This is a genomic window from Hyalangium versicolor, assembly GCF_020103695.1.
GTDB lineage: Bacteria > Myxococcota > Myxococcia > Myxococcales > Myxococcaceae > Hyalangium > Hyalangium versicolor.
In genome coordinates this window covers 296,588-322,419 of the sequence record NZ_JAHXBF010000015.1, presented here as the reverse complement: position 1 = coordinate 322,419, position 25,832 = coordinate 296,588, and the positions used below count along the sequence as shown (strand labels likewise).

Here is a 25,832-nt window from a genome sequence, read left to right as displayed (position 1 = left end):
TCTTGCCGAGGGCCGCGCATCCTTTGTTACTTGCACCCATACAGCTTGTGGATCTTCTTCACATCGAGCGCCGTGAGACCCGGCTTGTCATAGGGCTCCACGACTTTCGCACCCGCCTTCTTGGGCACCATGGTGGCCTTTCCGTTCTTCGTGAAGGCTTGGGCCCCATAATGCATGATGGAGTCGTACTCATAAGGAATGTCCTGCGTCGTGCAGTCCTGGCAGACGTCGAACTGATCCTCCAGCCCCGACTCGACGTTCTGGAAATTCACGGTGATGTACTGGTCTCGGTCGGGGCGGCTCTGCTCATGGTAGAAGCCCAGCGCGTGCATGAGTTCGTGCACGGCGGTGCCCTTGAACTCACAGCCCTGTCCCAGGCTCAGCTCCTGCTTTCCCTGCTGGACACAACCGACATAGGAGTAGCAGCCGTCTCCCTGGAACACGCTGACATAATTCCTGTCCTTGGAGGTGCGCGGGACGAATTGGATGCATGTCTTCTGTGAGAACTCCGCAACGGCGGCCTGGAGGGCCTGGACTTGCTGGCGCGGAACTCCGGCAGCGACCTCGTAGGGGACGACGACCTTTCCGTTGACCATGGGCCACTTCATCTGCGGATTCCGGATGGCATTCTCCATCGAGATGACACCGGTCAGCGTCTTGCCGTGCTCGCCCACAACCATGTCCCCTTCCGTGATGGCCAGGTTGCCTCTCTTCACGATGACCATCGGGACGGGCTTGGAGTCCGCGGAGCGCCGGACCTGGACGGTGGTTGGCTTCTCGTCGATGCTCAGGCGCTCCCAGGGCGCCAGAGGCTTGGACTCGGTGGGGGCGGGAATCGTCTGCCCCATCGACTTCTGTGCGCGGGCCTCCATCGCGGGGGCCAGCAGCAGCAGCGCCAAGGTGAGTGGATGAAACAACCGGGTGCGTGTCACGTTGGGTCTCCTGGTGGGTGGGCTCGGGCTCCAATGCACGAACCATTCCGCGCTCCAGAGCCCCCTGGGAACTTCATCGACGTGTGTTTGCAGGCCCATGACCTGTCACTGGCGTGTCACTGACACGTCAGGCGACAGAAAGTCGGGTAGGTTCTCGCCATGCGGTGTTGGGTCGCCCTCTTGGCCGTCGTTGCCTTGCTCCCGTGCCCTGGCGCGGCCTCCATGATCAGCGACCGTCTCGAGCTGGGGCCGCCCCTGTTGTTGCAGCGGGAGCGAGGCCTTGTGGTCATCCGGAGTGTCACCGGCGAAGTCACGACGCGGAGGAGGAAGGTTCACCGCTATTATGAGTCCTACCCGGTCCTGGCGCTGACCGTGGAGGTGGAGAACACGCTCGCGGAGGCCGTATGGCCGCTGGAATTCGAGGTCTTCTCCGGAGACTCCCAGGACCGCCTCTCGAACAGGCGCCAGGTCTCCGACTGGGGGACGTTCCCACCCCGGAGCCGAGCTCCCATCACTGTCGATATACCGCTCGGAGAGCACGAGTCGGCCCGGGCCTTTGACGTAGGCCTCTCCCGCTACGGGTTCGAAAGGTGGCCTGGCGCCTCGCTGCTTCTCCAACTCGCCGCTTCGGAGGGGCCGGTCGACCAGGTGACCGCTCTCAGGTACTCCGAGGGAGACGTCCTGTCAGCCGCCGCCCGTGAGCCGCTCGCTCGAGACTTTGCCGCGGAGGTGAAGGCAGGCCCTGCGGGTGAGCGCGCTTGGACGCTGGCACCGCTGCTCGCGTTGTATGCGCTGGGTGAGGTGGGCCGCGAGGACGCGGTGCCCGTGCTGCTCGAGGCGCTCACCCGCGAGGCGGCATACCAGGAGGCCTCCCTGCGGGTGGAAGCCCTCCGGAAGTCCTTCCCCGAGAGCGCGGTGCCCCAGGCGTTCCCCCGTTCCGAGGTGCGGGAGGTGGTGGCTGTTGCGCTCGGCACGCTCGCCGTGGACGACGCGGTTCGCGGGCTGGTGAGGGCCGCCTATGCGGGCGATGAGCGGCTGCGCCAGCACGCCCGGGAGATGCTGGATCAGGCCTGGCCCATGACGGGCTCGCGGGTGGCGGGGCTTCGCGGAGACTCGGCGGCGCCGGTCCTCGAGATTCTGTGTCGGGGCGGCGATGCCCTGGCGGTGCGGTTGCTGGTGGCACTCTCCGCGCTGGGATTGGACGGCGGAAAGGGCAGGGGCTGTATCGCCGCACTGCCAGATGCGGTGGTGGTGCCGGCCCTGCTGGCCACACTACAGGAGCCTCTGCGCAGCGCCGACCCGCTGGCGGTGGAGCTGCTCCAGGCTCGGCGCCGGAGCGCGCTGCCAGCACTGCGCAAGGCCACTCGTGGCCTGGAGGTGGCTCCGGGCGCGGACGTCGCGGTTCTGGCGCACGCTCTGTCCCAGAGCGCCCAGGCGCGGCATCAGGAGCAGTTCCAGCAGGCCATGGCCGAGCTGACCGCCCTCCTGGACAAGCCGACCGTGAGTGCTGCGGATGCCATGCGTCAGCGGCGTGAGCAACTCGCCGTGCTCCGCCTGGCCCAGGCGCATGCGAGCGCGGAGCAAACCGGCTGGCTCGTGCAGTCGTACCTCCGGGCGTGCTCCCAGAACTGGTTCTCGGTGTGGGATCCGACGTGGAGGGAACTCGCCGGGCTCTCGGAGTTGATCCTGTCCAGACCTCCGGATGCGCAGGTGGACGCAGCTCTGGAGCGCCTCGTGCAGCGCATCAACGAGCGGCTCCATGAGCAGGCGGCAGCGCCTCGGCTGGAGCAGTTGAAGCCCCTGTTCTTCAACCCCGCGCGCTTTGCCAGCGCCGTGGAGAGCTCCCGCCTTGCCGCAGAGCGCGCGAAGGCACCTGCGCCAGATAGCACCTGGGCGTACTGGCTGGTGGGAGTGCTCCTCCTGCTCCTGCTCTCCGTGCCCATCATCAAGGGCATCGGCAAAGGAGCGCCCTGAGCGTTCGTTTCCACTCCGCCTATGCTTTGGTCCTCAGGGCTCAACGACAGGGGAGCACATGGCCACCCGGAAGAACAAGGTCGCGACAAGACAGGGGAAGAACATGTATTACGGGAGCGTGCATCCGATCGATCTGTCGGCAGGTCAATACGCGACATGCGACTGATAGAACTACTGGTGGGCCGCAGCGCCGATGACCAGGGGGCTGCCGCTCGCAGGAACGTGGAGCGGGCGTCGCTCGACGAGCTCCTCGACGCCCTCGACCTCGAGCCGCTGGGCGAATGGGCGCTCCTTCACATTACCTACGAGTTGACCCATCGCGGAGCGTTGATCATTGCGCCGATCGCGGCGAGGCTTGTGGCGCGTCCCATACGGCCTGGGACATACGGGCTCACCGAGGCGCTGACAGAGCTCTTCCGCTACGAGCCTGATACCGCGGGGCCCGCGATCGTCCGCGCTCTCATCGAGGGTGGGGAAGCGGCCCTCCGCGCCGGGGCAAGCTCGCACGACGCCGGAACCTATCTCATACAGCTTGCCGACTGCGCTCGGATGGCCGAGCGGCCACTGCTGGAAGCGCGGCCGCTGGCGCTCGCCTTCCTCGAGAAAGCCCGAGGCGAGGCGGAGCCCTATCGCTTCGGCATCGACAACGCGGCATTCCTCGCCGGCGGCGAACCCGGTGGGTGATGATCTGCATCGGCATGGATGATGGATCATGATGGGCAACCTCACTCTGGATCAACTGCGCGTCCTCGTGACGATTGCCGACATGGGCAGCTTTTCCGCTGCTGGCCGCAAGCTCCGCCGTGCGCAATCGGCGATCAGCCAGGCCGTGGCGACGCTCGAGGACATGCAGGGGGTGTTGCTCTTCGACCGGAGCGGTCACCGGCCGCGGCTGACCGAGATCGGGCGCGTGCTCGTCGAGCAGGCGCGGCTGGTGTTGGCGAGCGCGACCCGGTTCGAAGCGGTGGCGGCAAGCACCCGCGCGGGGCTGGAGCCCGAACTCGCGCTCGCGATCGATCCCCTGGTGCCGACGACGCCGCTGATCGATAGCCTTCGCGCGCTCAGCGGCACCTTCCCTGATCTCCCGGTCAGCTTCTCGACCGAGGGGCTCGGAGGCGCGCTGCGACGCCTGCGCAACGGGTCGGCCGCGCTGGCGATCTGTCTGCTCCTGCCCACTGTCCCCGACGACATCGCCGCCTACCCGCTGCTGCGCATCGGATTGCGAGCCGTGGTGGCGCCCGCTCATCCGCTCGCCATGCTCGGACGGCCGGTGACGCGAGGAGACCTGGAGCCGCACGTTCAGCTCGTGCTGTCGGATCCGTTCGATTCCGGCGGCGCCAATTATGGGCTCGTGAGTTCCAGGCTCTGGCGCTTCGTCGATCTGGGGCGGCGTCTCGACTTCCTGCTTGCCGGCTTCGGGTGGTGTCGTATGCCCGAGCATCTCGTCGCCGGACCGATCGCCGCGGGGCAATTGGTACCGCTCCAGCTCGACGAGGATCCGACCCCAAGCGATGGACTGACGATCTATGCGGCCCACAGACGCGACCGCGTGCTGGGGACCGCCGGCCGGTGGTTGCTCGACGAGCTGAGGCGCCGCCTGTCGTCTGCTGAGCGCGCGGCACCGCCTCGGCGAAAGGCATGAACCCGGCCCACGGGTAATTGCTCGCACGAGAGCTATTCGAGTCGCCCGTACAAAGTGTCCCCATCATGATCCATCATCCACGCCGATGGAGATCATCATGATTTGCTCACTCCCGCAGAGGAGAGGCGGCGTTTAGATTTTCGAAATGCCAATGAGCACGAAAACGAAGAGCATGACGCGCCGGGGGCTGCTCGGCGCGATGGGTCTGGCGGTGGTGGCGCTTCCTCTTCCCCGTTTCCTGGCGTGGGCGAAGCAACCCGCGAAGCAGATGGGGAAGGGCTGGGCCACCGGAGGCACCGCCGCGATGACCGGCGCAAGTGCCTACCCCAATCCCTTCACTTCCCAGGTGGGAGCAGCGTGCAAGCTGACGTGCGAGCAGGTCGTGGGCCCCTGCTATGGGAGCACGAAGGTGCGCAAGGACATCAGCGAGGGTCACGCGGGGCTGCCCGTGCGGCTCGCGTTCCGGGTATTGGATGAGAACTGCAAGCCCGTTCCAGGGGCGAGCGTGGACATCTGGCATGCCGGACCCGAGGGGGTCTATTCGGGCGACGATCAGCACCCGCTCTGCAATCCCGATGACGAGAAGGCGCGAGCCGCGCATTGGTTCCGGGGTGTGCAGACAACGAACACCGAGGGCCGGGTGGATTTCAATACCTGCTTTCCTGGCTGGTACAAGAGCCGGACCGTGCACATCCACTTCACCATCAAGATCGCGGGCACCGAGAGCGTGACGTCTCAACTCTACTTCGAGGACTCGCTCAACGACGACATCCTGAACACCCAGGCGCTCTACAACACGCGCGGTGTCCGCGACACGCGCAACTCGACCGACAAGACGGCGGCACCCGACAAACAGGGTGACTTCGTGCTCCAAACCCAGAAGATGCCGGATTGTGCGCTGCTGGCCTGGAAGACATTCATCGTCCGCTCCTCGACGGGCATTCCCTTGTGCGATGCCAGCAGCGAGCACGTCAAGGCGCTGATAAAGTCGGGCGTCAATCCTGCGGACCCCAACACCTTTCCCTCCGACATGCTCTCCCCGGAGAATTGAGACGAATAGGAGCATGGCGCGGCACCCTCCGGATGATCTGGGAGATCGACCTGACGCGTGAGCCTGCCCCGAGGATGACCATCGCGATGGAGCCTGCGTAGAACCGGAGGGGCGGTGGGCGGAGCGCCATCCGGTTGATGGTCACAGCGCCCAGCCACGCCTGTGATGCACTTCCTTGACCTCCCGCTTCCAGAGCAGCGGCGTGCTCCCTGCCGAGGCCGCTAACAATTGGAGATCAACAGCGGATGCTGGCACCCGATGACCAACACCGCGCCGCCCTGTGGCGAGGACGCATATGAGTGGAAGGGCGCGTGTTACTAACCCATCCTCGACCGAGCCAAACCACGCACTCCGAAGCAACTCCGGTAGGCCTCCCGCTCACAAGAAAGGCCAGGGGCGGGGCTCAGCGCTCTTGCGTGAAGAACGGGGGGCGGCCAAACGAGTGCTCACATTCCTCATAGCCCTCTTGGGCCCGGGCGGAGTTTTCGTCCAGATAGGCCTGGCGTATCTCAGGGGAAAGACAGTCCTTGGTGGCGTCGAGCAGCAGGTGGCGGTAGCTGGCAATGGAGACAGGCCATACCCGAACCATGCTGTCAGATGAGGCGGTGACGATGTGGTCGCCGTTGGGACTGAAGGCCGCGGTGGTGACCCATGCGTCATCGGCCTTGAGCACCAGCGGCGTCCCACTTCCATCGGTGTTCCACACCCGAGCCGAACTGTCATTCGAAGCGGTGACGATGCGGCGTCCGTCCGGGCTGAAGGCCGCGGAAACGACTGCGGCCCCATGCCCGCGGAGCACCAGTGGTGTCCCGCTCCCATCCGCCTTCCACACCCAGGCTGTGCCGTCATACGAAGTGGTGACGATGTAGCGCCCACCGAGGCTGAAGGCCGCGGTGATGACCCGCCCCTCATGTCCCGCGAGCACCCAGGGAGTTCCGCTCCCATCCGTGTTCCAGACCCGGGCTGTCCTGTCATCACTGGCGGTGACGATGCGGCCCCCATCCGGACTGAAGGCCGCGGAGTTGACCGTCGCCTCATGCCCCTGGAGCACCCGTGGCGTCCCGCTGCCGTCGGCGTTCCAGACCCGGGCCGTCTTGTCCTCCGAGGTGGTGACGATGTGCTTTCCATCCGGGCTGAAGGCCGCGGTGATGACCCGCCCCTCATGTCCCGCGAGCACCCAGGGAGTTCCGCTCCCATCCGTGTTCCAGACCCGGGCTGTCCTGTCATCACTGGCGGTGACGATGCGGCCCCCATCTGGACTGAAGGCCGCGGAGTTGATCGCCGCCTCATGCCCCTGGAGCACCAGTGGCGTCCCGCTGCCATCGGCGTTCCAGACCCGGGCTGTTTTGTCCTTGGATGCGGTGACGACGCGCTGTCCATCCGCGCTGAAGGCCGCCGAGGTGATAGCCTCCTCATGCCCTGTGAGCACCTGCGGCGCCCCAGTGCCATCGGCGTTCCAGATCCGGGCCGTCTTGTCCACGGACGCAGTGACAATGCGCTTCCCATCCGGGCTGAAGTCCGCGGAGGTCACCAGGTCTTCGTGCCCCACAAGCATTCTCGGAGTCCTGGACGCCTCGGCGTTCCAGACCCGGACCGTCTTGTCGAGGGACGCAGTGACGATGAAGTGTCCATCCGGACTGAAGGCCGCGGAGGTCACCACATCTTCGTGCCCCACGAGCACCCATGACAGCCCGTTGCCATCCGCGCTCCACACGCGGGCCGTGGAGTCGTCCGAGGCCGTGACGATGCGGCGTCCATCAGGGCTGAAGGCCGCGGAGGTGACACGCTTCGTGTGCCCCCGGAGCACCCGTGGCGTGCCGCTGCCATCGGCATTCCACACCCGGGCCGTTCCGTCATCCGAGGCGGTGACGATGAGCCTCCCGTCTGGACTGAAGGCCGCGGTGTTGACCCGTCCTTCATGCCCCTGGAGCACCAGAGGCGTGCGGGTGTCTTCGGTGCTCCACACCCGGGCCGTGTTGTCCGCAGATGCGGTGACGATGAGCCTTCCGTCTGGGCTGAACGCCGCCGTGGTGACCCGGTCTGCATGCCCCGTGAGTTCCCGCAGGGCCCCGCTTCCATTGATGTTCCACAGCCGGGCTACCGGTTCCACGCTCGTCGTGAGGATGCGGCTGTCGTCCGGGCTGAATACAGCGGAGGTGACCGCGGACGCATGGTCCTTGAGCACCCAGAGCGCCCCGCTGCCATCGGTCTTCCACACCCGGAGCGTTCCATCATCCGAGGCGGTGACGATGCGATCACCGGCCCGGTTGAAGGCCGCGGAGTTGACCCGCTCTTCATGCCCCATGAGCGGCAGGGAATCTCCCGTGCCGTCGGCGTTCCAGACCCGGACCGTCGTGTCCACGGAGGCGGTGACGATGTGCCTTCCATCCTGGCTGAAGGAAGCGGAGGTGACCGCAGCCTCATGGCCCTTGAGCACCAGGGGCGACCCTCGACCGTCGGTGTTCCACACCTGCACGGTTCCATCCCAGCAGGCCACGACGACATGCTGGCTGTCGGGGCTGAAGGAGGCCAACCCAGGCGCCTGGAAACGCATCGTCACACTCGTGGTGACGCCCGCCATCAGCACGTCGAGTGCACGCTGATCCCATTGGTAGGCGTGTTCGGGATGGTGGACCTCCAGCAGGAGCCGGGTCGCCACCTCCAGTCTGTGACGGCCGGCCATCTCACGGATGCCGGCCATGAGCATGACTTCCCGTGCTCGATCCGTCTGTTCCAAGGCCCATGTCTTGGTCTGCAGCGCCCAGAGGAGGAGCAGTCCCATGGCCAGGGTCACGCCGAGGGCTCCCATGGCGAGGGTCGCCAGTCTCCCGCGAACGGCGAGATCTCGTTCGATCTCCTCGGACTCCTGCTCTTGTTGGAGCCGCTCCTGCCGGAACTCGAAGACCTTTCTTGCCAGCCAGTCATGCCCGAGTTCGAAGTAGCGACTGCCCTCGTGCTCCTCCGCATGAAGCACGGCGGCCGTCTCGAGATGGACGAGCACCCGGTTGACTTCCGCCTTGGACAAGCTGGGCAGGGCCGCACGCGCCTGAGGCTCCATCAAGAGCATCCGGCTTCCGTCGGTGGCGACCAGGTACTCCTCCAGCAGGCGGCGTGCATGCGCCTTCAAGGAGCCCAAGCCCTCCAGGGTCGTCTCCAGGTACTGGTGGAGCACGGGCTCGGCGCGCACCGGACCGTAGCCCTCGCCCTTGGCTCGATCCTCCCACAGGGCCCGGCAGACGATCTGCGCGAACGCCGCCTGCACCTCGGCTTCTTCCCCCTCTCCCTGCCCGGCCACACGCACCTGGAGCATCAGGTCCACCACCTCGCGCCTCTCCCACGGCTGAGAAGGGCTGCCCGCTTCCGCGAGCTGGCAGGCGACCTTCGCCATCTCCCCGACGGTGAGCCGCCCCAGGCGGAAGCCCTGCTCCAACAACTCCCGTCGTCCGCGTGCGCGATCCCGGAAACGTCCCAGGTAATCCTCACGCAGTGCCAGCACGAGGTGGATGCCCCGCCCGTGCTTGCTCGCGAGCAGGTGCAGCCCCTTCAAGAGGGCTTCTGCCTGCCGGACATCGCGTCCCGGCAGGAAGACCTGCTCGAGCTGGTCGAGGTAGATGAGGATGGGCCGGTCAGAGCGTTGCTCCGCCAGCTCCATGGCCAGCTCCAGCTCCTGGTGCGGCTCCCGCCTCTCGGACAGAGGGGTCAGCTCCAAGTCCTTGAAGAGGGCCTGGACCAGGCGCTTGAGGGGCGGCTCCGAGGCGAGCCATCCCTCGATGCGGACCGTGCGGAAGTCATGCGTCTCGGCCAGATGGAGGATGACGCCCGCCTGCATCAGCGAGGACTTGCCCGCCCCCGAGGGCCCGTACAGCGTGATGCAGGGGTGGCTGAGGATGCGGCTCGCCAGCTTCCGGATGAGCTCTTCCCGGCCGAAGAAGCGCTCGCGGTCCGCGGCCCGGTACGGCTGTGGGCCCAGGAACGGATTGCCACTCACGGCGAGCCACCTGACGGCGTGAGGCCAAGGGCCTGCGCGAGCTCGGCGGTTGCTTTGGAGACCACCTGCACCCGGGTGTCTCCCGGGACGCTCCGACCCTTGCGCCACGAGTCGGCCTCGATGTTGCCGGGCTCCAGCAGCACGGTGCTCCGCGGGTGCAGCGAGCGCCGCCCAAAGAGAGACTGGAGGACGTGGCGGTGATCCCACGACAGCAGGGACAGGCCCCACATGAGCGAGGGGCGCTCGTGGAGCGTGCTGCGCAGCTCATTGGCCAGATCCTCGGGCAGCACGTCTTCCAGGCCACCGAGACTCGACAGGTAATCGTCCTCCGTGAGCAGCGGCGTATCGAAACCCTTGTCGGGCAGATATCCCCGGTAGAGGCGCAACAGGATGACATCCCGCTGCGGGTCCAACGCGTCCGGCATCTCCTCGAGCGTCACCCAGGTCTGCCCGCTCACGTGCCGCTGGATGAGGGGCGAGTCCTCCCCCGGCCGGAGCGGATGGATGACGTAGAGGGGCAACTCGGAGTGGTGCCTGGCGAGCGCGTACTCCAAAACGGGCAACCGCAGGAGCGTGAGGTGGAACCCGGGCTGGATCCAATGCGCCAGCGCGTCGACCAGGGGCAGGGCGGGCAGGTCATCCTTGAAGACGCTCTGGAACAGGGAGTTGAGCCGCGCGGCTCCAAACTGGAGAGCATACCGCTGCGTCAGGGCGCTCAGCGGCAGTCCTTCGGGCGTGACCCACGCCTTCTTCTGGAGGCTGTCGCGCAGGGCCTGGCGGAAGCCCTCCACGGCGGTCGACCAGGCATCCCCCAACAGGGAATCCCCCAGCAGCAGTGAGAAGGGCTGTCGCAGCAACTCCCTCAGCGAGCGGACGGCGGGATCATCCGCGAGCACGACAGGCGCGGCGGTCAGGGGCTCGGCCGGCGATGTGGACTCACGGATCTTCAGGGGCTCCAGGACCGCCCTCTTGGCGAGCACATGCTGCGAGAGGGAGACCGCGGCGCGCGCCGCGAACGGTTGGGCCCGATCGCTCTTGGTTCCATCTGCCCAGTCACAGATCGCCTTGACGAGGATGACCTCCACGCCCATTCGCTCGGTGACGGCGTAGGCGCCCGCCCCCTCCATCTCTCCGGCATGCGCCGTGGGAAAGGCCTCCGTCAGCGCATCGCGGAACGCATGGTTGTCGGTGAGCTTCTCGCCCGAGAGCAAGGGGCCCTGGAAGACCCGGACGACGTCCTCTCCTCGCGCGAGGCTCCAGTCCTCGCGCCGCGTCCGGAACCGCTCCGACAGGATGGGGCCACACGCCAGGGGTTGCCCGCGGTGCACCGTCTTCTCGCCCACGCGCTGGAGTTCGTAGGGAACGACCGTCTCGGCGATGATGACATCTCCCAGCCGCTGCTTCTCCGGCCTGAGCCCGAATGCGATGCCGATGATCACCACGGCCTTGGGGGAGATCTCCGAGATGGCGTCACGCACGGTGAGCATGGAGCCATCCCGAGCCTGGCTGCCCATGGTGCTCTGGACATGAGCGACGACGTACCGTCCGAACTGTCCCAGGCGGTAGGTGTTGTTGTGGAGCGCTCCTTCAATCAGCCCCGCTCGTCCGGGGAAGGGCTTGAGCGCTTCATACAGGGCCTGTCGCTCCACCTCCGTCGTCGTGAGCAGGACCACGTCCACCTGGGGCAGCAGCGCCTTCAACTCCTCCGGAGAGACATCCTCGAATCGGGGAGGCGGCGCGAAGGACGTGGAAGGCACATGGCTGAAGAGACACCGGGAGCCCTCACGGATCTCCTGGGCGAATCGCCCCCCCACCTGGCCGAGGAGCCTGTCGAGGGCACCGCTCTCCGCATCCTGGAGCAACTGGGGGAGCACCTGCCTGGGAAGCTTGAGGGGAAGGATGAACCTGCGCTCCTGAAAGGCAGGCGCGGCCACCCTGGCGCCGTAGCTCGAGGCCAGGGATTCGGCGAGCTGCTCTCGAGACAGAGCGGCAGGATCCGGAACGGAGAGCCAGAGCTCGAGCGAGACGGAACCCTGCGGGGAAGCATTTGTTTCGGCCGTCTCGGCGCGCGCCTGGACGGAGCGTGGCTCGCCCTTGGGGCGCCGGATGTCGAACAACCGGGAGTCACGTCCCCTCAGGTACAGCACGGGGGAGAAGGCCTCCGCGCTGCCCTTGAAATCCTCCAACACCCTCCGCCGCGCCTCGTGGAGGCTGCGCGCCACGTCCCCCGAGGGCTCGGAAGCCCCGGCCAGCGCGCGGTAGAGGCCCACCGAGAAGCGCCGGGACACTTCTTCCTGCATCGGCCACAGGTGCGCCACCACGGCGTCGGCGCCGGCCTGGGCGAGCCGCTCCGCCGCGCTGGCGAGCGCGCCCGGTTGGCCCATGGGGGCCCCTTCCAGGATGATCAGGCGCAGGTTTCGGAGCGCCATCTCCAGTTCCGCCGCGAGTGCGCCCACAGCGAGCCAGGACTCCTGGCCTCCCTTGTCCGCGAGCCTCAAGCGGGGAACCTGCGCCTCGTCGAAACCTCCATGCCCGATGAAGTGGACGATGTGCGGCAAAGGCTCGTGTCGTAACCGGTCGAGGACTTCGGCAACGGTGGCACGGGGGCCGGTGAGGGAATCGAGCCATTCGAGCTCCCCCACTTCGATGCTGGGATAGAGGGCCGCGCGGAGTCGTGCGGGCGCGGCCTCATCGAAAGGCGAGATGACGAGCAGGCGAACGGCGCCGCGCACCTCTCGTGGCTGCCACGGTTTCGTGGAGTGCACACCGCGAACGAGGCAGACCTCTCGCGAGGCCCCCACGAAGTCGCGGCCCGTGCCAGGACGGCACAGGGCTTCCCAGGGGACGGCCTGGAGGTGGCTGTCCTGGGGCATCAGCCGGAGCAGGGGCGCTTCCGCTCCGGGGACTGCCTCCACCTGCGAGAGCGCGTCTTGCAGCGCCTTCTGGAAGAGCGCTGCATGGAGTGACTCGGCGTCTGGCGGCGAGGGCGTCAGCGAGGCGGCGCGAGAGGCTGCCTCCTTCACCCATTCGCCAAACTGGCGCAGCGTGTCCGGGGTGTGTCCGAGTCCCAGACTGTAGAGTTGCGGAGGTGCACTGCCTCCCAGCCGGACCGCGGCACTGATCTCGGCGCCGACCTGAGCGATATCGATTTCCAGCCATCGCCTGGGAGCTGGTGGTCCACCCCTGTCCATGAGGAAATCATAGGCGAAACCGAGAATGTCTGGCTTGCCTGGCCCGTGTACCGTCCGCGCTCGGCGGGCTGCAGGTGGATCTGCGTGGTGGTCACGTAGATCTTCTCATCCGGTCCCACTGCGAAAGTGTCAGGCCACCGCAAGCGCTCATTCTCGAGGACCTGCTCATATGTTCCGCCCGGCACATAGCGGGCGAGCGAGCTGTTCTCCAGGCCGCCGAGCCAGAGGTGGCCCTGGCGATCGAACTGGATGCCATCCGTCGCCACGATGGTGCTCACCCGCTCGATGCGGCCAGCAAGCGCCGCGTCGTCCAACTGCATAAGGAGGAGCGTGGGTTCCAACCAGTTGGAAGTGACTCACCGGTTCCAACTCCCTGGCTCACGCGGTACTGCACCGTGTCGGGCTCTCCCCCCAGCCGCGTGGTGATGAATCTCATCTCCTCACTGCAAGGCCAGGCGGAACCCGTAGACCTGCAGGTTCTCCTGCATGAAGTCCAGGTCCTCGGAGCGCCGGAAGCCCATCCGCTCGTACATCCTCCAGGCGATCCTCATGGCGCCGGTCGTGTGGATGATGACCTGGGGATGCTTCCGCTCCCTCGCCAGCGCGATGCATCGGTCGATCAGCGCCTGGCCGACGCCCATGCCCCGGGCCTCGGGGCTTACCGCCAGCAGCCTGAACCCGGAGGCGTTCTTCTCCCCCGTCGCTGTGCCACCAGAGCCGTACTGAGCCATGTCGGAGTAGTAGACCACGCCCCCCAGGAGCCGGCTGCCGACCACGGCCACCAGGAGCTTCGTGTCAGGCCCGGCCGCCAGCCGGCCGATGTGGGCCAGCTTGTCGTAGTACCGGGGCTGTTCGTCCTGCTTGGGGAACCCCTCGAGGCCCGAGTAGACAGACACCATCAACTTGCCGAGCGCTTCGAACTCCTCCTCCTTTGCTTCGCGGATGATGAACGCTTCCTGCTGGGCAGAGCGCATGACCCTCCTCCTGGGCAATCGGTCCGAGTTGCCCAGGTTGTACTGGCCACGGCGCCGCTCCAGCAGAGGCGGATGTGCCAAAAGGGAGTGCCGTTCCTGCCAGGGCCTTGCCGCGCAGCACTACCCGGCGGCCGAGAACGTCTTCCGGTAATCGGAAGGGGTGACCTTGGCCAGACTCCGGAAGACCTTGCGGAAGGCCGTCACGTCCCCGTATCCGACCGCCAGGGCCACCTGCTCCACGGGCTCGGGGGTGGTGACCAGCAGCTCCTTGGCGCGCTCGATGCGCACGCGCTGCACGTAGCCGTGGACGGTATCGCCGGTGGCCCGCTTGAAGCGGCGCGCGAGCGTCCTCGGGCTCATCGCGCAGGCCTTGGCCACGCCTTCAACATCGGGCGGATCCTGGAAGTTCTTCTCCAGCAGCTCCTGCACGGCCGCGATGGCCTTGTCCCCGTGGCGAGAGGTGGGCGTCAGGGCGGCGTACGGCATCTGCGAGCGCCGGCCCATGTCGAGCAGGAGCGAGCGCGCCGTCTCGGTCGCCACGGCGTGGCCCTGGAAGCGCTCCACCAGGAACGTGCAGAGATCAAAGTAGGAGTGGACGCCGCCGCCCGTGACGAGGCGCCCTTCATCCACGATCAGCTTCTCGACAGTGAGGTGGACGTGGGGATGGGCAGCGCGGAAGGTCTCGGCGAAGCCCCAGTGGGTGGTGGCTCGCAGGCCGTCGAGCAGGCCGCTCGCCGCGAGCGCGAAGGCACCGGTGCACACGCTCGCCAGGGTCGCGCCCGCCGCGTGGAGTCGCCTCAGCCACGGCGTGAGCACCGCCGCCGTCTCCGGCACGGTGGCCACGTCGGCCGCCGAGAGCACGACGAGATGGGCGGCCGCCACTTCGGCCACGGCGCAGTCGGGAATGAGCCGCGTGCCGTTGAGGCAGGTGACGGGCGCACCATCGAGGCTCGCGATGCGCACCCGGAAGGACGGGGCGGCCGGGCGGCCATGGATCATGGGCCACAAAACGCCCGACAGAGAGAAGATGTCCGCGGGCCCCGTCACGGTGGAGGCCACTGTCCGTGGCAGGGCTACGATGACCACCTCGGCCGGGGCCGGAACGCGCGCTTGCTTCTTTCTCGCCATGCTCTCCCTCGCCATGCGTAACGCGTTTCTTGCGGAGCGTCTCCAGCCCCAGTGATGGAAGCTCCGTTGCAAGCGCGCCTGCGCTGCGTGTACCCTTCAACAATGTCTCCTGCTTGCTCAGTTTCTCGTGTCTTCAGCTTGACCCTCGTCTTCGCCGCGATGCTCTGCTCCACCGGGTGCCACAAGGACCGCAGCCCGATCGATGACAACGAGAAAGCGGTCTGCGGCGACGGGTCTACCATTTCCCCGGAGTCTTGTGACGATGGGAATACGGCCAGCGGAGATGGCTGTTCGAGTGCCTGCCTGATCGAGAGTGGCTGGAAGTGCTCTCAAAAGCCAAGCGTCTGCACGAACGTCGACGACTGTGCCGCCAATCCTTGCCTGAATGGCGGAACCTGTACGGACGGCGTCAATGGCTACACCTGCCAATGTTCACCGGGTTATGCGGGAACGAATTGCGAATCCAACGTCGATGACTGCGCTGCCAATCCTTGCCTGAATGGCGGAACCTGCACGGACGGCATCAATAGCTACACCTGCCAATGCGCCCCGGGTTATTCAGGCGCTACCTGCGCAACAAACATCAACGAGTGCCTGCCCGAGCCTTGTCTCAATGGCGGAACCTGTACCGACGGGCTCAATAGCTACACTTGCCGATGCGCCCCCACCTACGAAGGAGCCAATTGTCAGAGTTGCAGCGGGACGCTCGGGGACTGTAACGGACTTGTTGCCGACGGCTGCGAAGTCAACTTGCAGAGCAGCAGCTCGCACTGCAATGCCTGCAACAACCCTTGTGACACGGGGCAGATCTGTTCGAATGGAGCGTGTCAGGCTCCGCCCACAGGCCAGGTGCCCGGAACGCCGATCGACTTTCCCGAACCGCATAATCCGCTCGCTCCAGCAGTCGCGGACGTGAATGGCGACGGAAAGCTGGATATCTTGGTCGCCAATGCCGAATCCGGCTCGGCAACGACCCCCTCCGGATCGCTCTCCGTGTTTTTTGGCAATGGCGACGCAACCGTCCAGTCCGAGCACTACTACGCCGGCGCTCCGCTTTCGAGCAATGCTGTCGTGGCTGTCGATGTGGACAAGGACGGGTGGCTTGATGCAGTCACGGTCGACGGCCAGACCAACCTGGCATCGACGAACGGGACCATCAGCGTTTACCGCAATCTCGGCGCGAGTGCCCCTGGAACGTTCGGGATGCCCACGAGCTTCACTACCGGCGCTCCGGGATCCATTCACCTTTGCGCGGGAGATTTCAACCAGGATGGGTCTGTCGACATCGCGACGACCAGCGTGGTGACAAACAACGTGAGCATCCTGTTGAATGACGGCGCGGGCAATTTCACGGCGTCCTCGCCGCTCATTCCCATCGCAGCCACGGGCGGCGTGCAATCGAGCATCGCTTGCCGAGACTTGGATGGTGACAATGATCCCGATATTGTCGTGACGAGTCCCTCCTCGGCGCGTTTGAGTATCCTCATCAATCAAGGCAATGCTTCGTTCGCATCCCCTGTTGCCTACACCAATAGCCAAAATGGCCAAACGGCAGGCATTTCATTTGGCGACGCTGACGGTGACGGGAAACTCGACATCTTTTCGAATGGTGCGGCTGGAGCGTACCTGTACGTCTTCAAAGGCGCTGGCAACGGGACCGTGGCAGCCGGTGTGGGATCGCCTACAGGAGCCTCGGCCGTCGCCAACTCCGCCTTGGGGATCGTCGCCAGTGACTTCAATGGCGATGGGAAGCTCGATGCGTACATCCTGGTGACCGCGACGACGGGGGGGGTTCGTCCCATGACGGGCAGCGGCACGGGAACGTTCACCGCCGGGACGCTCGTCACGACGGGCAGCTCACCAGGCCTCAACGCGATTGCCATTGCCGACTTGAATGTCGACGGATACGACGATCTCATCTTGACCAACAAGGGATCCTCGACCCTGACCATCGTCCCCAACGGCCTCTGACGCTTCCACCAGGGCTCTCTATCGCGGTGTGTAGATGACCAGCTTCAGGGCGGGATTGTCGTTGGCCTGAAAGCTCGCGTACTCGAATTGCAGCCAGCCCTTCTTGGGATGTCTCAGCCGCTTCTGGCCAGAGGCCACGCCGCGGATGTCGTGGTCCTTCCACCAGGGCTCGAACTCGAGGCTCGCGTGCCGGAGCCGCTCCAGGAGCTCCAGGAACGCGGGATCATCGGCCCACAAGTCATGCGTGGCTCTGAACTGGGCCACCATGCGCTGGGCCTCGTCCGCCCAGCCTGCTCCGAATATGCGCCGGGCCTCCGGCGTGGTCAGCATGAAGAGGAGGATGTTGCGATCCTCCTCGGGCAGACGGGTGAAGTCGGTGAAGAGATCGGCTGCTGCTGCGTTCCACGCCAGCAAGTCCCAGCGGCGGCCAGTGATGTAGGCCGGCTGAGAGAGGCTCTCGATCAGCCGCTGGAGCGAGTCAGGGACGGTCTCGCGGGAGAACGCGCGGCGCTCCGTGTTGCGAGCCAGCTCTCGCAGATGGGCGTGCTCGGCCTTGTTGAGGCGCAGCGCTCGCGCCAGCGCATCGATCGTGGAGGCAGAGGGGCTGACGGTGCGTCCCTGCTCGAGCCGGACATACCAGTCGATACCGATGCCCGCGAGCTCGGCGACCTCCTCCCTCTTCAAGCCGGGAGTGCGGCGCTTGCGTCCTCCAGAGAAGCCCATGGCCTCAGGGGTCAGCCTCTTTCGCCGCGAGCGCAGGAAGTCGCCGAGTTCGCTTCGGCTCGAGTGTGCCATGGCCTTTACGCTCTCATCAGGGAGGTACTCCCCAATCCTAGGATGGCCCCGTTCCTTCCCGCGAGGGGACCGCACGCGAAGAATGGTCTCGTTCGGAGACGGAGCGACACCATGAAAGCAGCCATCCTGAAAGCATTCGGAGCCCCCCTCGCCATTGAGACGCTGCCCGAGCCAGTCCTGGGCACGGGAGAGGTCATCGTTGATGTCGTGGCGGCGCCCGTTCTGGCCTACGCGAACGAGGTCTTCAGCGGCGCGCGGCGGTACCTGCTGGAGCTGCCGGTCGCGCCGGGACCGGGAGCGATCGGCCGCGTGCGCTCCTTCGGGCCGGACGCGACGCATCTGGCCGTAGGCGATTGGGTCCTCTGTGATCCGACGGTGCGCTCGCGCGATGATGTGCTGTCACCCGACATCACCCTCCAGGGCTGGAGCGCTCGTGGGGAGGGGGGCCTGCGGCTCCAGAAGCACTTCCGCCATGGCTCGTTCGCCGAGCGGATGCTGATTCCGACGGAGAACGCCATTCGCATCGGCTCGATCGATGAGGAGGAGGCACCGCGCTGGTGCGTGCTGAACACGCTGCTGGTGCCCTATGGCGGCCTGCTCGCGGCGAACCTGCAGGCAGGGGAGACGCTCCTGATCAGCGGCGCCACCGGGCATTTCGGCAGCGCGGCTGTCGCGGTGGCTTTGGCGATGGGCGCGGGCTGTGTCGTCGCGCCGGGCCGGAACGAGAAGGTGCTCGAGGACCTGACGCGCCGTTTTGGCTCCCGGGTCCGGACCGTGAAGCTTCTCGGCCGCGAGGAGGACGATCGAGAGCGGATGCGGCGGGCGGCACCGGGGCCGATCGACTGCGTGCTGGACCTGCTGCCGCCCTCGGCCGACACCGTACCGGTGCGTGCCGCGGCCATGGCGGTGAGGCCTTACGGCAGGGTCGTGCTCATGGGCGGCGTCGGCATGTTGGGAGGCAAAGGCCTGGAGCTGCCCTATCCCTGGATCATGAGGAACTGCATCACGGTGCGGGGACAGTGGCTGTGTCCCCCCGAGGCGCCCATCCGGATGGTGAAGCTCATCCGGTCCGGTCTCCTCAAGCTGAGCGAGTTCGACGTCACGAGCTTCACGTTGGACGAAGCGAACAAGGCCGTCGAGCACGCCGCGGCCCACGGAGGCCCCTTCAAGATGACCGTGCTCCGGCCCTGAGCTTGGAGCCAGGGCCTGGAGAGCCTCCTGATGGCAGTCCGCGCAGGCGACTGCCGCCTTGGCGCGGCTTCAGCCACCCGTGCCAGCGAGCCGGAGTGCCTCTTGGAGGATGTGGTCCGAGCCCGCGACCAGACTCGCCGCGTCCAGGGCGACCTCCACGTCCGGAGGGATTCCGATACGCTCGTACACCTCACCGTCGGGCCCAGAGTAGAGTTCGGGCGACAACCAGAAGGTCCAGCCGTTCGGCATTTGCCGGGTGAGGATGTCTGACTGCGCCCCCAGCGTCCGGTCGCCGACGAGGGTCACCTGAGGCAGGCCACTCATCGCCAGGGTGAAGTTTTCCGCGGCGCTCGCGGAAGCGCCACTGATGAGCAGGTAGACCGGCTTCGTGAACTGACGGGGACCCGCCGGGGCGATGCGGTACTCCCTCAGCGGCGTGTAGCTGTCCCCGTCGCGGGTCTTCTTGGAGAAGCCGATTCGCTCGACGTTGGTGAAGCGGCTCGCGAGGGCCAATGAGATGGCGTCGTAGCCTCCTGGATTGAAGCGCACGTCGATGATGAGAGCATCCTTGTTGGACAGCGCCTCCAACGCTTCGTCCAGGGCACGGCCAGCCGCCTCCGCATTGCCCGCCGCGCCATCGGTCGGATTGGGGCTGAACTGGTCCATTCGGGTCACGAAGATGTATCCGACGCGCTCGTTGAGCGACTGATACGCCATCCGGTTCTCGGCGGTCACCGTGACGCCGGGCCCCGCGAGCAGGTGCTCGAAGATGTAGTTCGTGATTTCGGCGCGGTGGGCCTCGAAGTCCGCGGGGTAATGCTTGGGCTGGAAACGTCGCGTTCCCCCGATGAGACCGATGTGGCCATCGGTGAGGGGCTCAAGGCTCTCGGACAGGATGGCGAAGAGTTCGTCATCCGTCGTGTCGGCCGAGACACGCGACCGGAAGCGCTCGTACCGGGCTTGCCAGTCGACACCGTAGAGTTCGAAGAGGGCGTATTGCTCGGCGAACGTGCGCCAGAACACCTCGAAGTTGAACACCGGGTCGTTCGAGGAGAGCGGCGCCCGGGTGCAGACTTCTGGAAGCCGCGTCCGATGTCCCGTGATGTGGAGGGTTCCACCGTCCTCTATCAGCAGCTTGTCGTTCTCCAGCCGGAAGTTCAGCCCCGCCGCGCGAAGACTCCCGTTCTCCAGCGGGCCCGAGGTGAAGAGCAGACAGCTCACGGCCGTGAGCTCATGAAGGGCGACCGTGTCACCCTCGAAGCGTACGACGAAGCCGTAGCCATCGGTGGTCCAGACTCCCTCCAAGGTCGGCTCGGGGTCGGCGTCATCACAACCGCTCAGCGACAGGAACAGCGCCAGCGACAAGTACCAGAAACGACACGACATTGATTCCTCGGTGAAATGACGGGTGCGCCCCCTGAACACCGCGGATACGCAATTGTGTTACCGCCGTCATTGGACCTTGGGTCCCTCAACTCAGGCTGGTGTTGAGTGAGTCCGCGACGATGTCCAACTATTTGCCGGACACTCGACTAGACTGAGGCCCGTGACTGCCGCGTCCCTGTCGTCTCCGCGCTCCGAGCTGGGGCACTTTCTCCGGACCCGCCGGGCGCGGCTGCGGCCGTCCGATGTGGGGCTGCCCGAGGGCTCGCGGCGGCGCACGCCGGGGCTGCGGCGCGAGGAGGTCGCGCAGCTCGCCGACGTGGGGGTGAGCTGGTACACGTGGCTCGAGCAGGGGCGCGACATCCATGTGTCCGAGCCGTTCCTCGAGCGGCTGGCGCAGGCGCTGCGGCTGACTCCGAGCGAGCGAGCGCACCTGTTTGCGCTCGCCCAGGGGCGGCCGGCGGCGAGCCCGCTGATCGCCCCGGCCGGCGTGAGCGCGGCGCTGCAGCGGGTGCTCGACGTGCACCCGTTCCCGGCGCTCGTGGCCACGATGCGCTGGGATTACCTCGCCTGGAACACGGCCGCGGTGAGGCTCTACGGAGATTTCTCAAAGCTCACGCCCGCGCTCCGCAACGGGCTCTGGAGACTGTTCACCGACCCGGACAGGCGCCGCATGATACCCGCCTGGGAGCAGAACGCGCGAGCCAGCGTGCAGCGCTTTCGCCTCGACGCGGCGCGCTCGGCCGACCGCTCGGCCTTCGACGAGCTGGCGGCCGCGCTGTCGCGGGTGAGCCCCGAGTTCGCCCGCTGGTGGGGCGACCATGACGTGGTCGAGGTGGGCGAGGGATCGAAGGAGCTGCTCCATCCGGACGAGGGGCTCGTGCGCTTCGAGTACGTGACGCTCACGCAGGCAGAGCCCGACGGGCGCGTGCTTCGTGTCACGTTCTACTCACCGCAGGCTGGCGAGAGCGAGGAGCGCACGAGGCGACTCTTCGGGCCGATCACACGGTGAACGGCGCGCCGGTCCAGCGCTCGCTCACCGCCCAGCCATCCACTCGGTCACGATGCCGCCCGGGTGGACCGCGAACGCGCGCACGCCGTGGGACTGGCGCAGCGCGGGCCTCAGTCTGGTGGTGGCAGTCCCAGGATAAAATCTCCCTCTGGCAACCCTTCACGCCGTTCGTATCGTGAGCGCCGTGAGCAGGCCGACCGGGGCGTCCGGTGGACTGCGTGAAGGAGAATTTCGCATGCGTTATAGACTGTTCGGCCGCACTGGCCTTTACGTCTCGGAACTCTGTTTCGGAGCGATGACATTCGGCGGGAAGGGCTTCTACGAGCCCATTGGTAAGACGGCCCAGGCCGAGGCCGACGCGCTCGTGTCAATCTCGCTCGAGAGCGGCATCAATTTCTTCGACACCGCTGACGTCTACTCCGAGGGCGAGTCCGAGAAGATCCTCGGCAAGGCCCTCGGCGCGCGCCGCAAAGACGTCGTGCTCGCCACGAAGGTGCGCGGCAAGGTCGGCACGGGTCCGAACCAGCAGGGCCTATCCCGCGCTCACATCATGAGCGCCATCGAGGGCAGCCTGAAGCGTCTGGGGACCGACTGGGTCGATCTCTACCAGATTCACGGCTTCGACCCGGTGACCCCCTTCGACGAGACGCTGCGCGCCCTCGACGACGTTGTCCGTTCTGGCAAGGTGCGTTACGTCGGCTGCTCGAATCTCGCGGCATGGCAGCTCGCCAAGGCCAACGGCATCGCGGCGCTCCATGGTTGGGCTCGCTTCGAGTCATTGCAAGCCCACTACACGATCGCCACCCGCGATCTCGAACGCGAACTCGTGCCTCTCCTGAACGACGCGCAGATGGGGCTCATGGTATGGAGCCCGCTCTCCGGGGGCCTGTTGTCCGGAAAGCATGGTCGTGACGGCAAAGGCCCTGACGGCTCGCGCCGAGCCAGCTTCGACTTCCCGCCCGTCAACAAGGACCGCGCCTTCGACTGCATCGACGCGATGCGGAAGATTGGCGACGCCAAGGGCGCGAGCGTCGCATGCGTCGCGCTTGCGTGGCTGCTCGCAAAGCCCCACGTCTCTGCGATCATTGTCGGCGCGAGGAACGAGGCGCAGCTCAGGGACAACCTGAAGGCGAGCGACTTCGTTCTCGACCCCGCCGAGATCGCCGAGCTCGACAAGGTGAGCGCACTGCCCGTCGAATACCCGGGGTGGATGATCGAGTTCCTACGCAACCAAGGCAGAGCGCCGAAGAACGCTCGCTAACGTCAACTGTTGCCGTCTGGCGAGCCCGCATGCCCGCATGTCGTTCACGCCGTGGGCGACCATGCGGGCTCGTCGGAGGCATTCAAGCGGTCACTCCACCCCTCCTCTTTAGGAGTGAGTTCGGCTCAAGGCGGCGGGAGAACTCTATTGGAAGCGGCGGGATTCGAACCCGTAGCAAGGCGGAAGCAAAACCCCAAGCAGGTCGCGCTGTTACCGGCTAACGCCTTGATCTCACACCGGATCGTTCCCCCGCTCCGTCCCGTCTCGTCCCGTCTTGTCCCGTTCTAATCCCCGCTGGAGGGTCACACTGGGGGCACATGCAATGCCCCTCATGCCTTTCAACTACGCGTTCAGGAGGGCCTGCAGGCCCGTAGAACCGCGCTTCACGTCGAGGCTCGCTGCCGGGGCCCATGGCGCGCTTCACGTCGAGGCGTGCCTGCTGGGCTGTGGGGCACGCGAGGGTTCCACCGGAAACCCGATTCAGATGTGGGGGATGCGAGCCAGTTGAAGGGACGGGTTGGAGCAAAGAGGCCGAGGAGTGCCGTTGATAGGCACTTTGAGGGCTGTTCGCCACGCTGATCTATCCATCATGCAAATCCTTGCCCCTGTATCAGCTTGCAGCACATACATTAATAGCCGCAGTGATCCACCCATACTGCTGGCACTGCGTCAATTCTTGCTGCGCCAAGGTATCAATTAGAGATGTTCACAACAAACTTGTAAGGCTCCTTCAAGTCGGTTCTTTGCACGTCAGAAAAAACCAGATAGTCACGCCCTTTTTTATTCCTATCTCGCCAGTCGCGAAAATTACGATTGTAAACAGTGCAGCGCTTGCGAGATTTCAACCCCAAGAGACTGATTTCTTCGCCAATCGGCCACTTGCCCAATTCTTGGTTATCACCAGGCTCATCAATGAAGTCATAGGAGTCCCGGACATACACTCCCACCCTCAGTATTTCCACTTCATACTGAATGGGCTTGCAGGGTACGATCATGCCGTTAGCGGTATTGCTGTTGCTGAAATTGGATTTAGGAATCTTAAGATGCAAGCCAGACACGTCCGTAGCGCCTGCTCCGCCAAGGGGGTTGCACAACCCAGGGTTGGCCGCAACCATCTCGCCGAGTGTGACGTTCTTCTTTTGCGCAACCGCAGCTAGTGTTTCGCCCTTGCTTGCCGTGTATGTCTCGCCAGAGAGTTGGACGCCAGCACCTTGAGTTGGCTCATACCGAACAGGCCGTACTTTTCCGCCAACGACCATTCTCAGATTGAAATTGGCAAGCGCCGCATCTAGGTCGTCATGCCAAGTGATATACTCGCGTATGCCCATTCCAGCCTTTTCTGTCCAGTCATCTCCAATAAGGAGTTGCTGAACATAATCAGGATCCAGCACATTCGCGGTTTGCCTGAACCAAGCATCATCGCCAAATTCCTGCTCTTTCCCAGTCAGCAGACCCTTGCGAGAAAGCATGTTGGCTATTTCTCTTCTTGCGTTGGGTGTGCTCCACATCTTTTTGTTTATCAGGTTGTTGTATTCGGTGTTGGCTCGCCGGAAGCTTCGCACCCATTCCATTGTAACGATGGTTGCATTGTAGAAATTTACTGGATTGTCGTTGGCAGAGCCATTGAACCAAGTTCTCATCAACCTCGCTCCGATGGTCCAGCCGTATTCGTCCATTATGTCTGGAATAAGTTCGATGTTGCACATAGACGATCTTGCTCCTGTGAGCCGGTTTGCATAGGAGTACGACAGAAGCAAAACGAAGAGATTGGTAGAATAGGGCGGGGCAGGCAGTACAGCATCCAGGGCACGCCTGGGATGGGGTCGAAAGGAAGAAGGACGAAGTGCTGCTGTAGTGCTAAGCTGATTCTTGAATTATAAGCACCTTGTCTATTGAGTGTAATGTCTTGTCGCTAATTATTGATTTGATGTTTTCTGTCTCCAGATCAATGGAAAACAACACCACGATCTCCACAATCGAGGCTATCTCCCATTCCGTCCTGAACCCAAGACTCTGAGCTTCCTCTGAAATTTTTCTTATGTCGCTTTGAGAGAGATTCTTCCTGTGGATGGGCAGAAGTGGCGAACCCTGTAGGTGAGCCCAAAGGCGCTTCAAGAAGCTTTCCAGTCCATCGTTGCCAAGTATTTCGATTTGGCGTGCTGAGATTTTGAGCATTTGTTGTTGAAGAGCAGTCGATGGGCTGGCAATGCAATTGGAGGCGTTGCCCTGCGATTCATGACTGTGGCTTCAACCTCTCCTCTCTTGAGTAGTGGATCGTTAAATGTTCCAGGGCCTTCTAGTCGCCTGCTCAATCGCTCAGGCTTTTGAGATTGGGCGCCAGGAAGTAGGGGGTTACCGTAGGCTGAGAGGCGCCAAATTAGAGAAGGTGCGGGAGGCAAAGCACTACCACCAAAGTAGTACTCTTGGTTGGCACACGAGGCTCAGGGTGGCATGGCGCTTGGAGGAAGAGGCGACGTGCTGACGCGGCTTGAGGGCACGAAGACGCTGTCCAGCACCAGCAAGCGGGAGTGCGGCGTTACCTGCAAGGCCGAGCCGAAGAACCGGAGGAATGACACGGCCCCGGCGGGTGCCACGGGCCCAGCAGTCCCGCTTGGAAGTGCGCGCGATCCATGAACGCAACTTCATCTGTCTGACGCGTGCACCGGAATACGCAACCAGACCCAGCAGGAAGGGGGAGAGCGGCAGGGCGCCCTCTCCCTCGGTGTCCTACCGTGGAGGCTGCAGCAATCGAACCCGCCGCCTCCGGCGCGGGTCTGCTGTAGCTTGTTCTCATAGGCCCCGATCCCCACAAGCAGGCAGGGGCTCCACGGGAGCCCCTGGGAGGCGGACGGTAGCGTGTGCCCTGGCGAGGTGTGGCTGGGGAGGGGCTGGTGAGAACGCACGGATGGGCGTACCGGCGAAGGCAGCCGGAGGGGACGGTGCTGTACGAGGCGGTGCGGGAGAACCTTGCCACATTGCTGGCGGAAGCCAGCGAGGTAGGGCGCGGCCTGCCTCGGTACGTGGAGCGGGACTTCGCCAGGTACCTGGAATGCGGAGTGCTGGCGCACGGCTTCGCCTGGGTGCGCTGCGAGAGTTGCAAGGACGAGCTGCTCGTCGCCTTCTCGTGCAAGGGCCGAGGGGTGTGCCCGTCCTGCAACGCGAAGCGGGCGCATGCGACGGCGGTGCATCTGATGGAGCAGGTGCTGCCGCACGTGCCCTACCGGCAGTGGACGCTGTCCTTTCCGCACCGGGTCCGGTGGGTGCTGCTCAAGGACGTGGGACTGCTCTCGGACGCAGAGGAGGCGAGAGCGGGAGGTGAGGAAGGAGCGGATGAAGGAG

At 65.1% G+C, this 25,832-nt stretch carries 17 protein-coding genes and 1 pseudogene; 10 read left to right on the top strand and 8 right to left on the bottom strand.

Annotated features, from left to right (window positions below; translation table 11 throughout):
* Positions 1–26: 26 nt before the first annotated feature.
* Positions 27–932 carry a M12 family metallopeptidase gene (locus tag KY501_RS54015; RefSeq protein ID WP_224366996.1) on the bottom strand — a complete coding sequence of 302 codons (906 nt, stop codon included), beginning with the start codon at positions 930–932 and terminating at the stop codon, positions 27–29.
* A gap of 222 nt (positions 933–1,154) precedes the next feature.
* Between KY501_RS54015 and KY501_RS30185 the strand changes: the two genes are divergently transcribed.
* From KY501_RS30185 to KY501_RS30170, 4 genes are all read left to right on the top strand, one after another.
* The gene (locus tag KY501_RS30185; protein WP_224366994.1) at positions 1,155–2,906 is read left to right on the top strand and encodes a hypothetical protein; all 1,752 of its coding nucleotides are present in this window, start codon (positions 1,155–1,157) and stop codon (positions 2,904–2,906) included.
* A 156-nt stretch (positions 2,907–3,062) separates the two neighbouring features.
* Positions 3,063–3,590, top strand: coding sequence for a hypothetical protein (locus KY501_RS30180; RefSeq protein ID WP_224366992.1), 528 nt, complete (start codon positions 3,063–3,065; stop codon positions 3,588–3,590).
* 28 nt (positions 3,591–3,618) lie between these two features.
* Positions 3,619–4,548, top strand: a complete 930-nt coding sequence (locus tag KY501_RS30175) for a LysR family transcriptional regulator (protein WP_224366990.1) — start codon at positions 3,619–3,621, stop codon at positions 4,546–4,548.
* Between the two features lie 151 nt (positions 4,549–4,699).
* Positions 4,700–5,599: a dioxygenase family protein gene (locus KY501_RS30170; RefSeq protein WP_224366989.1), complete on the top strand. Its 900-nt coding sequence runs from the start codon at positions 4,700–4,702 to the stop codon at positions 5,597–5,599.
* Between the two features lie 403 nt (positions 5,600–6,002).
* On the opposite strand, the gene KY501_RS54010 is transcribed toward KY501_RS30170, so the two are convergent.
* From KY501_RS54010 to KY501_RS30150, 4 genes are all read right to left on the bottom strand, one after another.
* Positions 6,003–9,587, bottom strand: a complete 3,585-nt coding sequence (locus KY501_RS54010) for an nSTAND1 domain-containing NTPase (RefSeq protein WP_224366988.1) — start codon at positions 9,585–9,587, stop codon at positions 6,003–6,005.
* Positions 9,584–12,778 (bottom strand): CHAT domain-containing protein, encoded by a 3,195-nt coding sequence (locus tag KY501_RS30160; RefSeq protein WP_224366986.1) that lies wholly within the window; start codon positions 12,776–12,778, stop codon positions 9,584–9,586. The genes KY501_RS54010 and KY501_RS30160 overlap by 4 nt, the downstream gene beginning before the upstream one ends.
* Before the next feature lie 440 nt (positions 12,779–13,218).
* Positions 13,219–13,752 carry a GNAT family N-acetyltransferase gene (locus tag KY501_RS30155; RefSeq protein WP_224366984.1) on the bottom strand — a complete coding sequence of 178 codons (534 nt, stop codon included), beginning with the start codon at positions 13,750–13,752 and terminating at the stop codon, positions 13,219–13,221.
* A 120-nt stretch (positions 13,753–13,872) separates the two neighbouring features.
* Entirely contained in the window at positions 13,873–14,880 is a 1,008-nt protein-coding gene (locus KY501_RS30150; RefSeq protein ID WP_224366982.1) for a GlxA family transcriptional regulator, read from the bottom strand.
* Between the two features lie 138 nt (positions 14,881–15,018).
* Here KY501_RS30150 and KY501_RS30145 point away from each other — a divergent pair, with 138 nt between their 5' ends.
* Complete coding sequence (locus tag KY501_RS30145; RefSeq protein ID WP_224366981.1) at positions 15,019–16,851, top strand: FG-GAP-like repeat-containing protein; 1,833 nt, start codon at positions 15,019–15,021, stop codon at positions 16,849–16,851.
* 18 nt (positions 16,852–16,869) lie between these two features.
* Here the strand turns inward: KY501_RS30145 and KY501_RS30140 are convergent, their stop codons facing one another.
* Positions 16,870–17,646: a helix-turn-helix transcriptional regulator gene (locus KY501_RS30140; RefSeq protein ID WP_224366979.1), complete on the bottom strand. Its 777-nt coding sequence runs from the start codon at positions 17,644–17,646 to the stop codon at positions 16,870–16,872.
* 111 nt (positions 17,647–17,757) lie between these two features.
* On the opposite strand from KY501_RS30140, the gene KY501_RS30135 reads away from it, so the two are divergent.
* On the top strand, positions 17,758–18,837 hold the full coding sequence (locus KY501_RS30135) for an alcohol dehydrogenase catalytic domain-containing protein (RefSeq protein ID WP_224366977.1): 1,080 nt from the start codon (positions 17,758–17,760) through the stop codon (positions 18,835–18,837).
* Between the two features lie 69 nt (positions 18,838–18,906).
* Here the strand turns inward: KY501_RS30135 and KY501_RS30130 are convergent, their stop codons facing one another.
* Positions 18,907–20,223, bottom strand: a complete 1,317-nt coding sequence (locus tag KY501_RS30130) for a S41 family peptidase (RefSeq protein ID WP_224366976.1) — start codon at positions 20,221–20,223, stop codon at positions 18,907–18,909.
* A 160-nt stretch (positions 20,224–20,383) separates the two neighbouring features.
* Here KY501_RS30130 and KY501_RS30125 point away from each other — a divergent pair, with 160 nt between their 5' ends.
* Entirely contained in the window at positions 20,384–21,232 is an 849-nt protein-coding gene (locus KY501_RS30125; protein WP_224366975.1) for a helix-turn-helix transcriptional regulator, read from the top strand.
* Positions 21,233–21,467: 235 nt separating this feature from the next.
* The gene (locus KY501_RS30120; RefSeq protein ID WP_224366973.1) at positions 21,468–22,493 is read left to right on the top strand and encodes an aldo/keto reductase; all 1,026 of its coding nucleotides are present in this window, start codon (positions 21,468–21,470) and stop codon (positions 22,491–22,493) included.
* A 692-nt stretch (positions 22,494–23,185) separates the two neighbouring features.
* Here KY501_RS30120 and KY501_RS30115 read toward each other — a convergent pair.
* Positions 23,186–24,199, bottom strand: a complete 1,014-nt coding sequence (locus KY501_RS30115) for a DUF6402 family protein (protein ID WP_224366971.1) — start codon at positions 24,197–24,199, stop codon at positions 23,186–23,188.
* 769 nt (positions 24,200–24,968) lie between these two features.
* Here KY501_RS30115 and KY501_RS30110 point away from each other — a divergent pair.
* Both KY501_RS30110 and KY501_RS30105 read left to right on the top strand, forming a co-directional pair.
* Positions 24,969–25,127, top strand: a complete 159-nt coding sequence (locus KY501_RS30110) for a hypothetical protein (protein ID WP_224366970.1) — start codon at positions 24,969–24,971, stop codon at positions 25,125–25,127.
* A 224-nt stretch (positions 25,128–25,351) separates the two neighbouring features.
* Positions 25,352–25,720, top strand: a pseudogene (locus KY501_RS30105) (transposase zinc-binding domain-containing protein); the annotation flags it as partial.
* Positions 25,721–25,832 lie beyond the last annotated feature (112 nt).

Excerpts from the sequence above, each read along its gene's own strand:
- KY501_RS30150 (WP_224366982.1), bottom strand. The coding sequence starts at position 14,880 with ATGGCGAGAAAGAAGCAAGCGCGCGTTCCGGCCCCGGCCGAGGTGGTC.
- KY501_RS30115 (WP_224366971.1), bottom strand. The coding sequence starts at position 24,199 with ATGTGCAACATCGAACTTATTCCAGACATAATGGACGAATACGGCTGG.
- KY501_RS30170 (WP_224366989.1), top strand. The coding sequence starts at position 4,700 with ATGAGCACGAAAACGAAGAGCATGACGCGCCGGGGGCTGCTCGGCGCG.
- KY501_RS30160 (WP_224366986.1), bottom strand. The coding sequence starts at position 12,778 with ATGGACAGGGGTGGACCACCAGCTCCCAGGCGATGGCTGGAAATCGAT.
- KY501_RS30155 (WP_224366984.1), bottom strand. The coding sequence starts at position 13,752 with ATGCGCTCTGCCCAGCAGGAAGCGTTCATCATCCGCGAAGCAAAGGAG.
- KY501_RS30175 (WP_224366990.1), top strand. The coding sequence starts at position 3,619 with ATGATGGGCAACCTCACTCTGGATCAACTGCGCGTCCTCGTGACGATT.
- KY501_RS30130 (WP_224366976.1), bottom strand. The coding sequence starts at position 20,223 with ATGTCGTGTCGTTTCTGGTACTTGTCGCTGGCGCTGTTCCTGTCGCTG.
- KY501_RS30120 (WP_224366973.1), top strand. The coding sequence starts at position 21,468 with ATGCGTTATAGACTGTTCGGCCGCACTGGCCTTTACGTCTCGGAACTC.
- KY501_RS30185 (WP_224366994.1), top strand. The coding sequence starts at position 1,155 with ATGATCAGCGACCGTCTCGAGCTGGGGCCGCCCCTGTTGTTGCAGCGG.
- KY501_RS30135 (WP_224366977.1), top strand. The coding sequence starts at position 17,758 with ATGAAAGCAGCCATCCTGAAAGCATTCGGAGCCCCCCTCGCCATTGAG.
- KY501_RS30180 (WP_224366992.1), top strand. The coding sequence starts at position 3,063 with ATGCGACTGATAGAACTACTGGTGGGCCGCAGCGCCGATGACCAGGGG.
- KY501_RS30140 (WP_224366979.1), bottom strand. The coding sequence starts at position 17,646 with ATGGCACACTCGAGCCGAAGCGAACTCGGCGACTTCCTGCGCTCGCGG.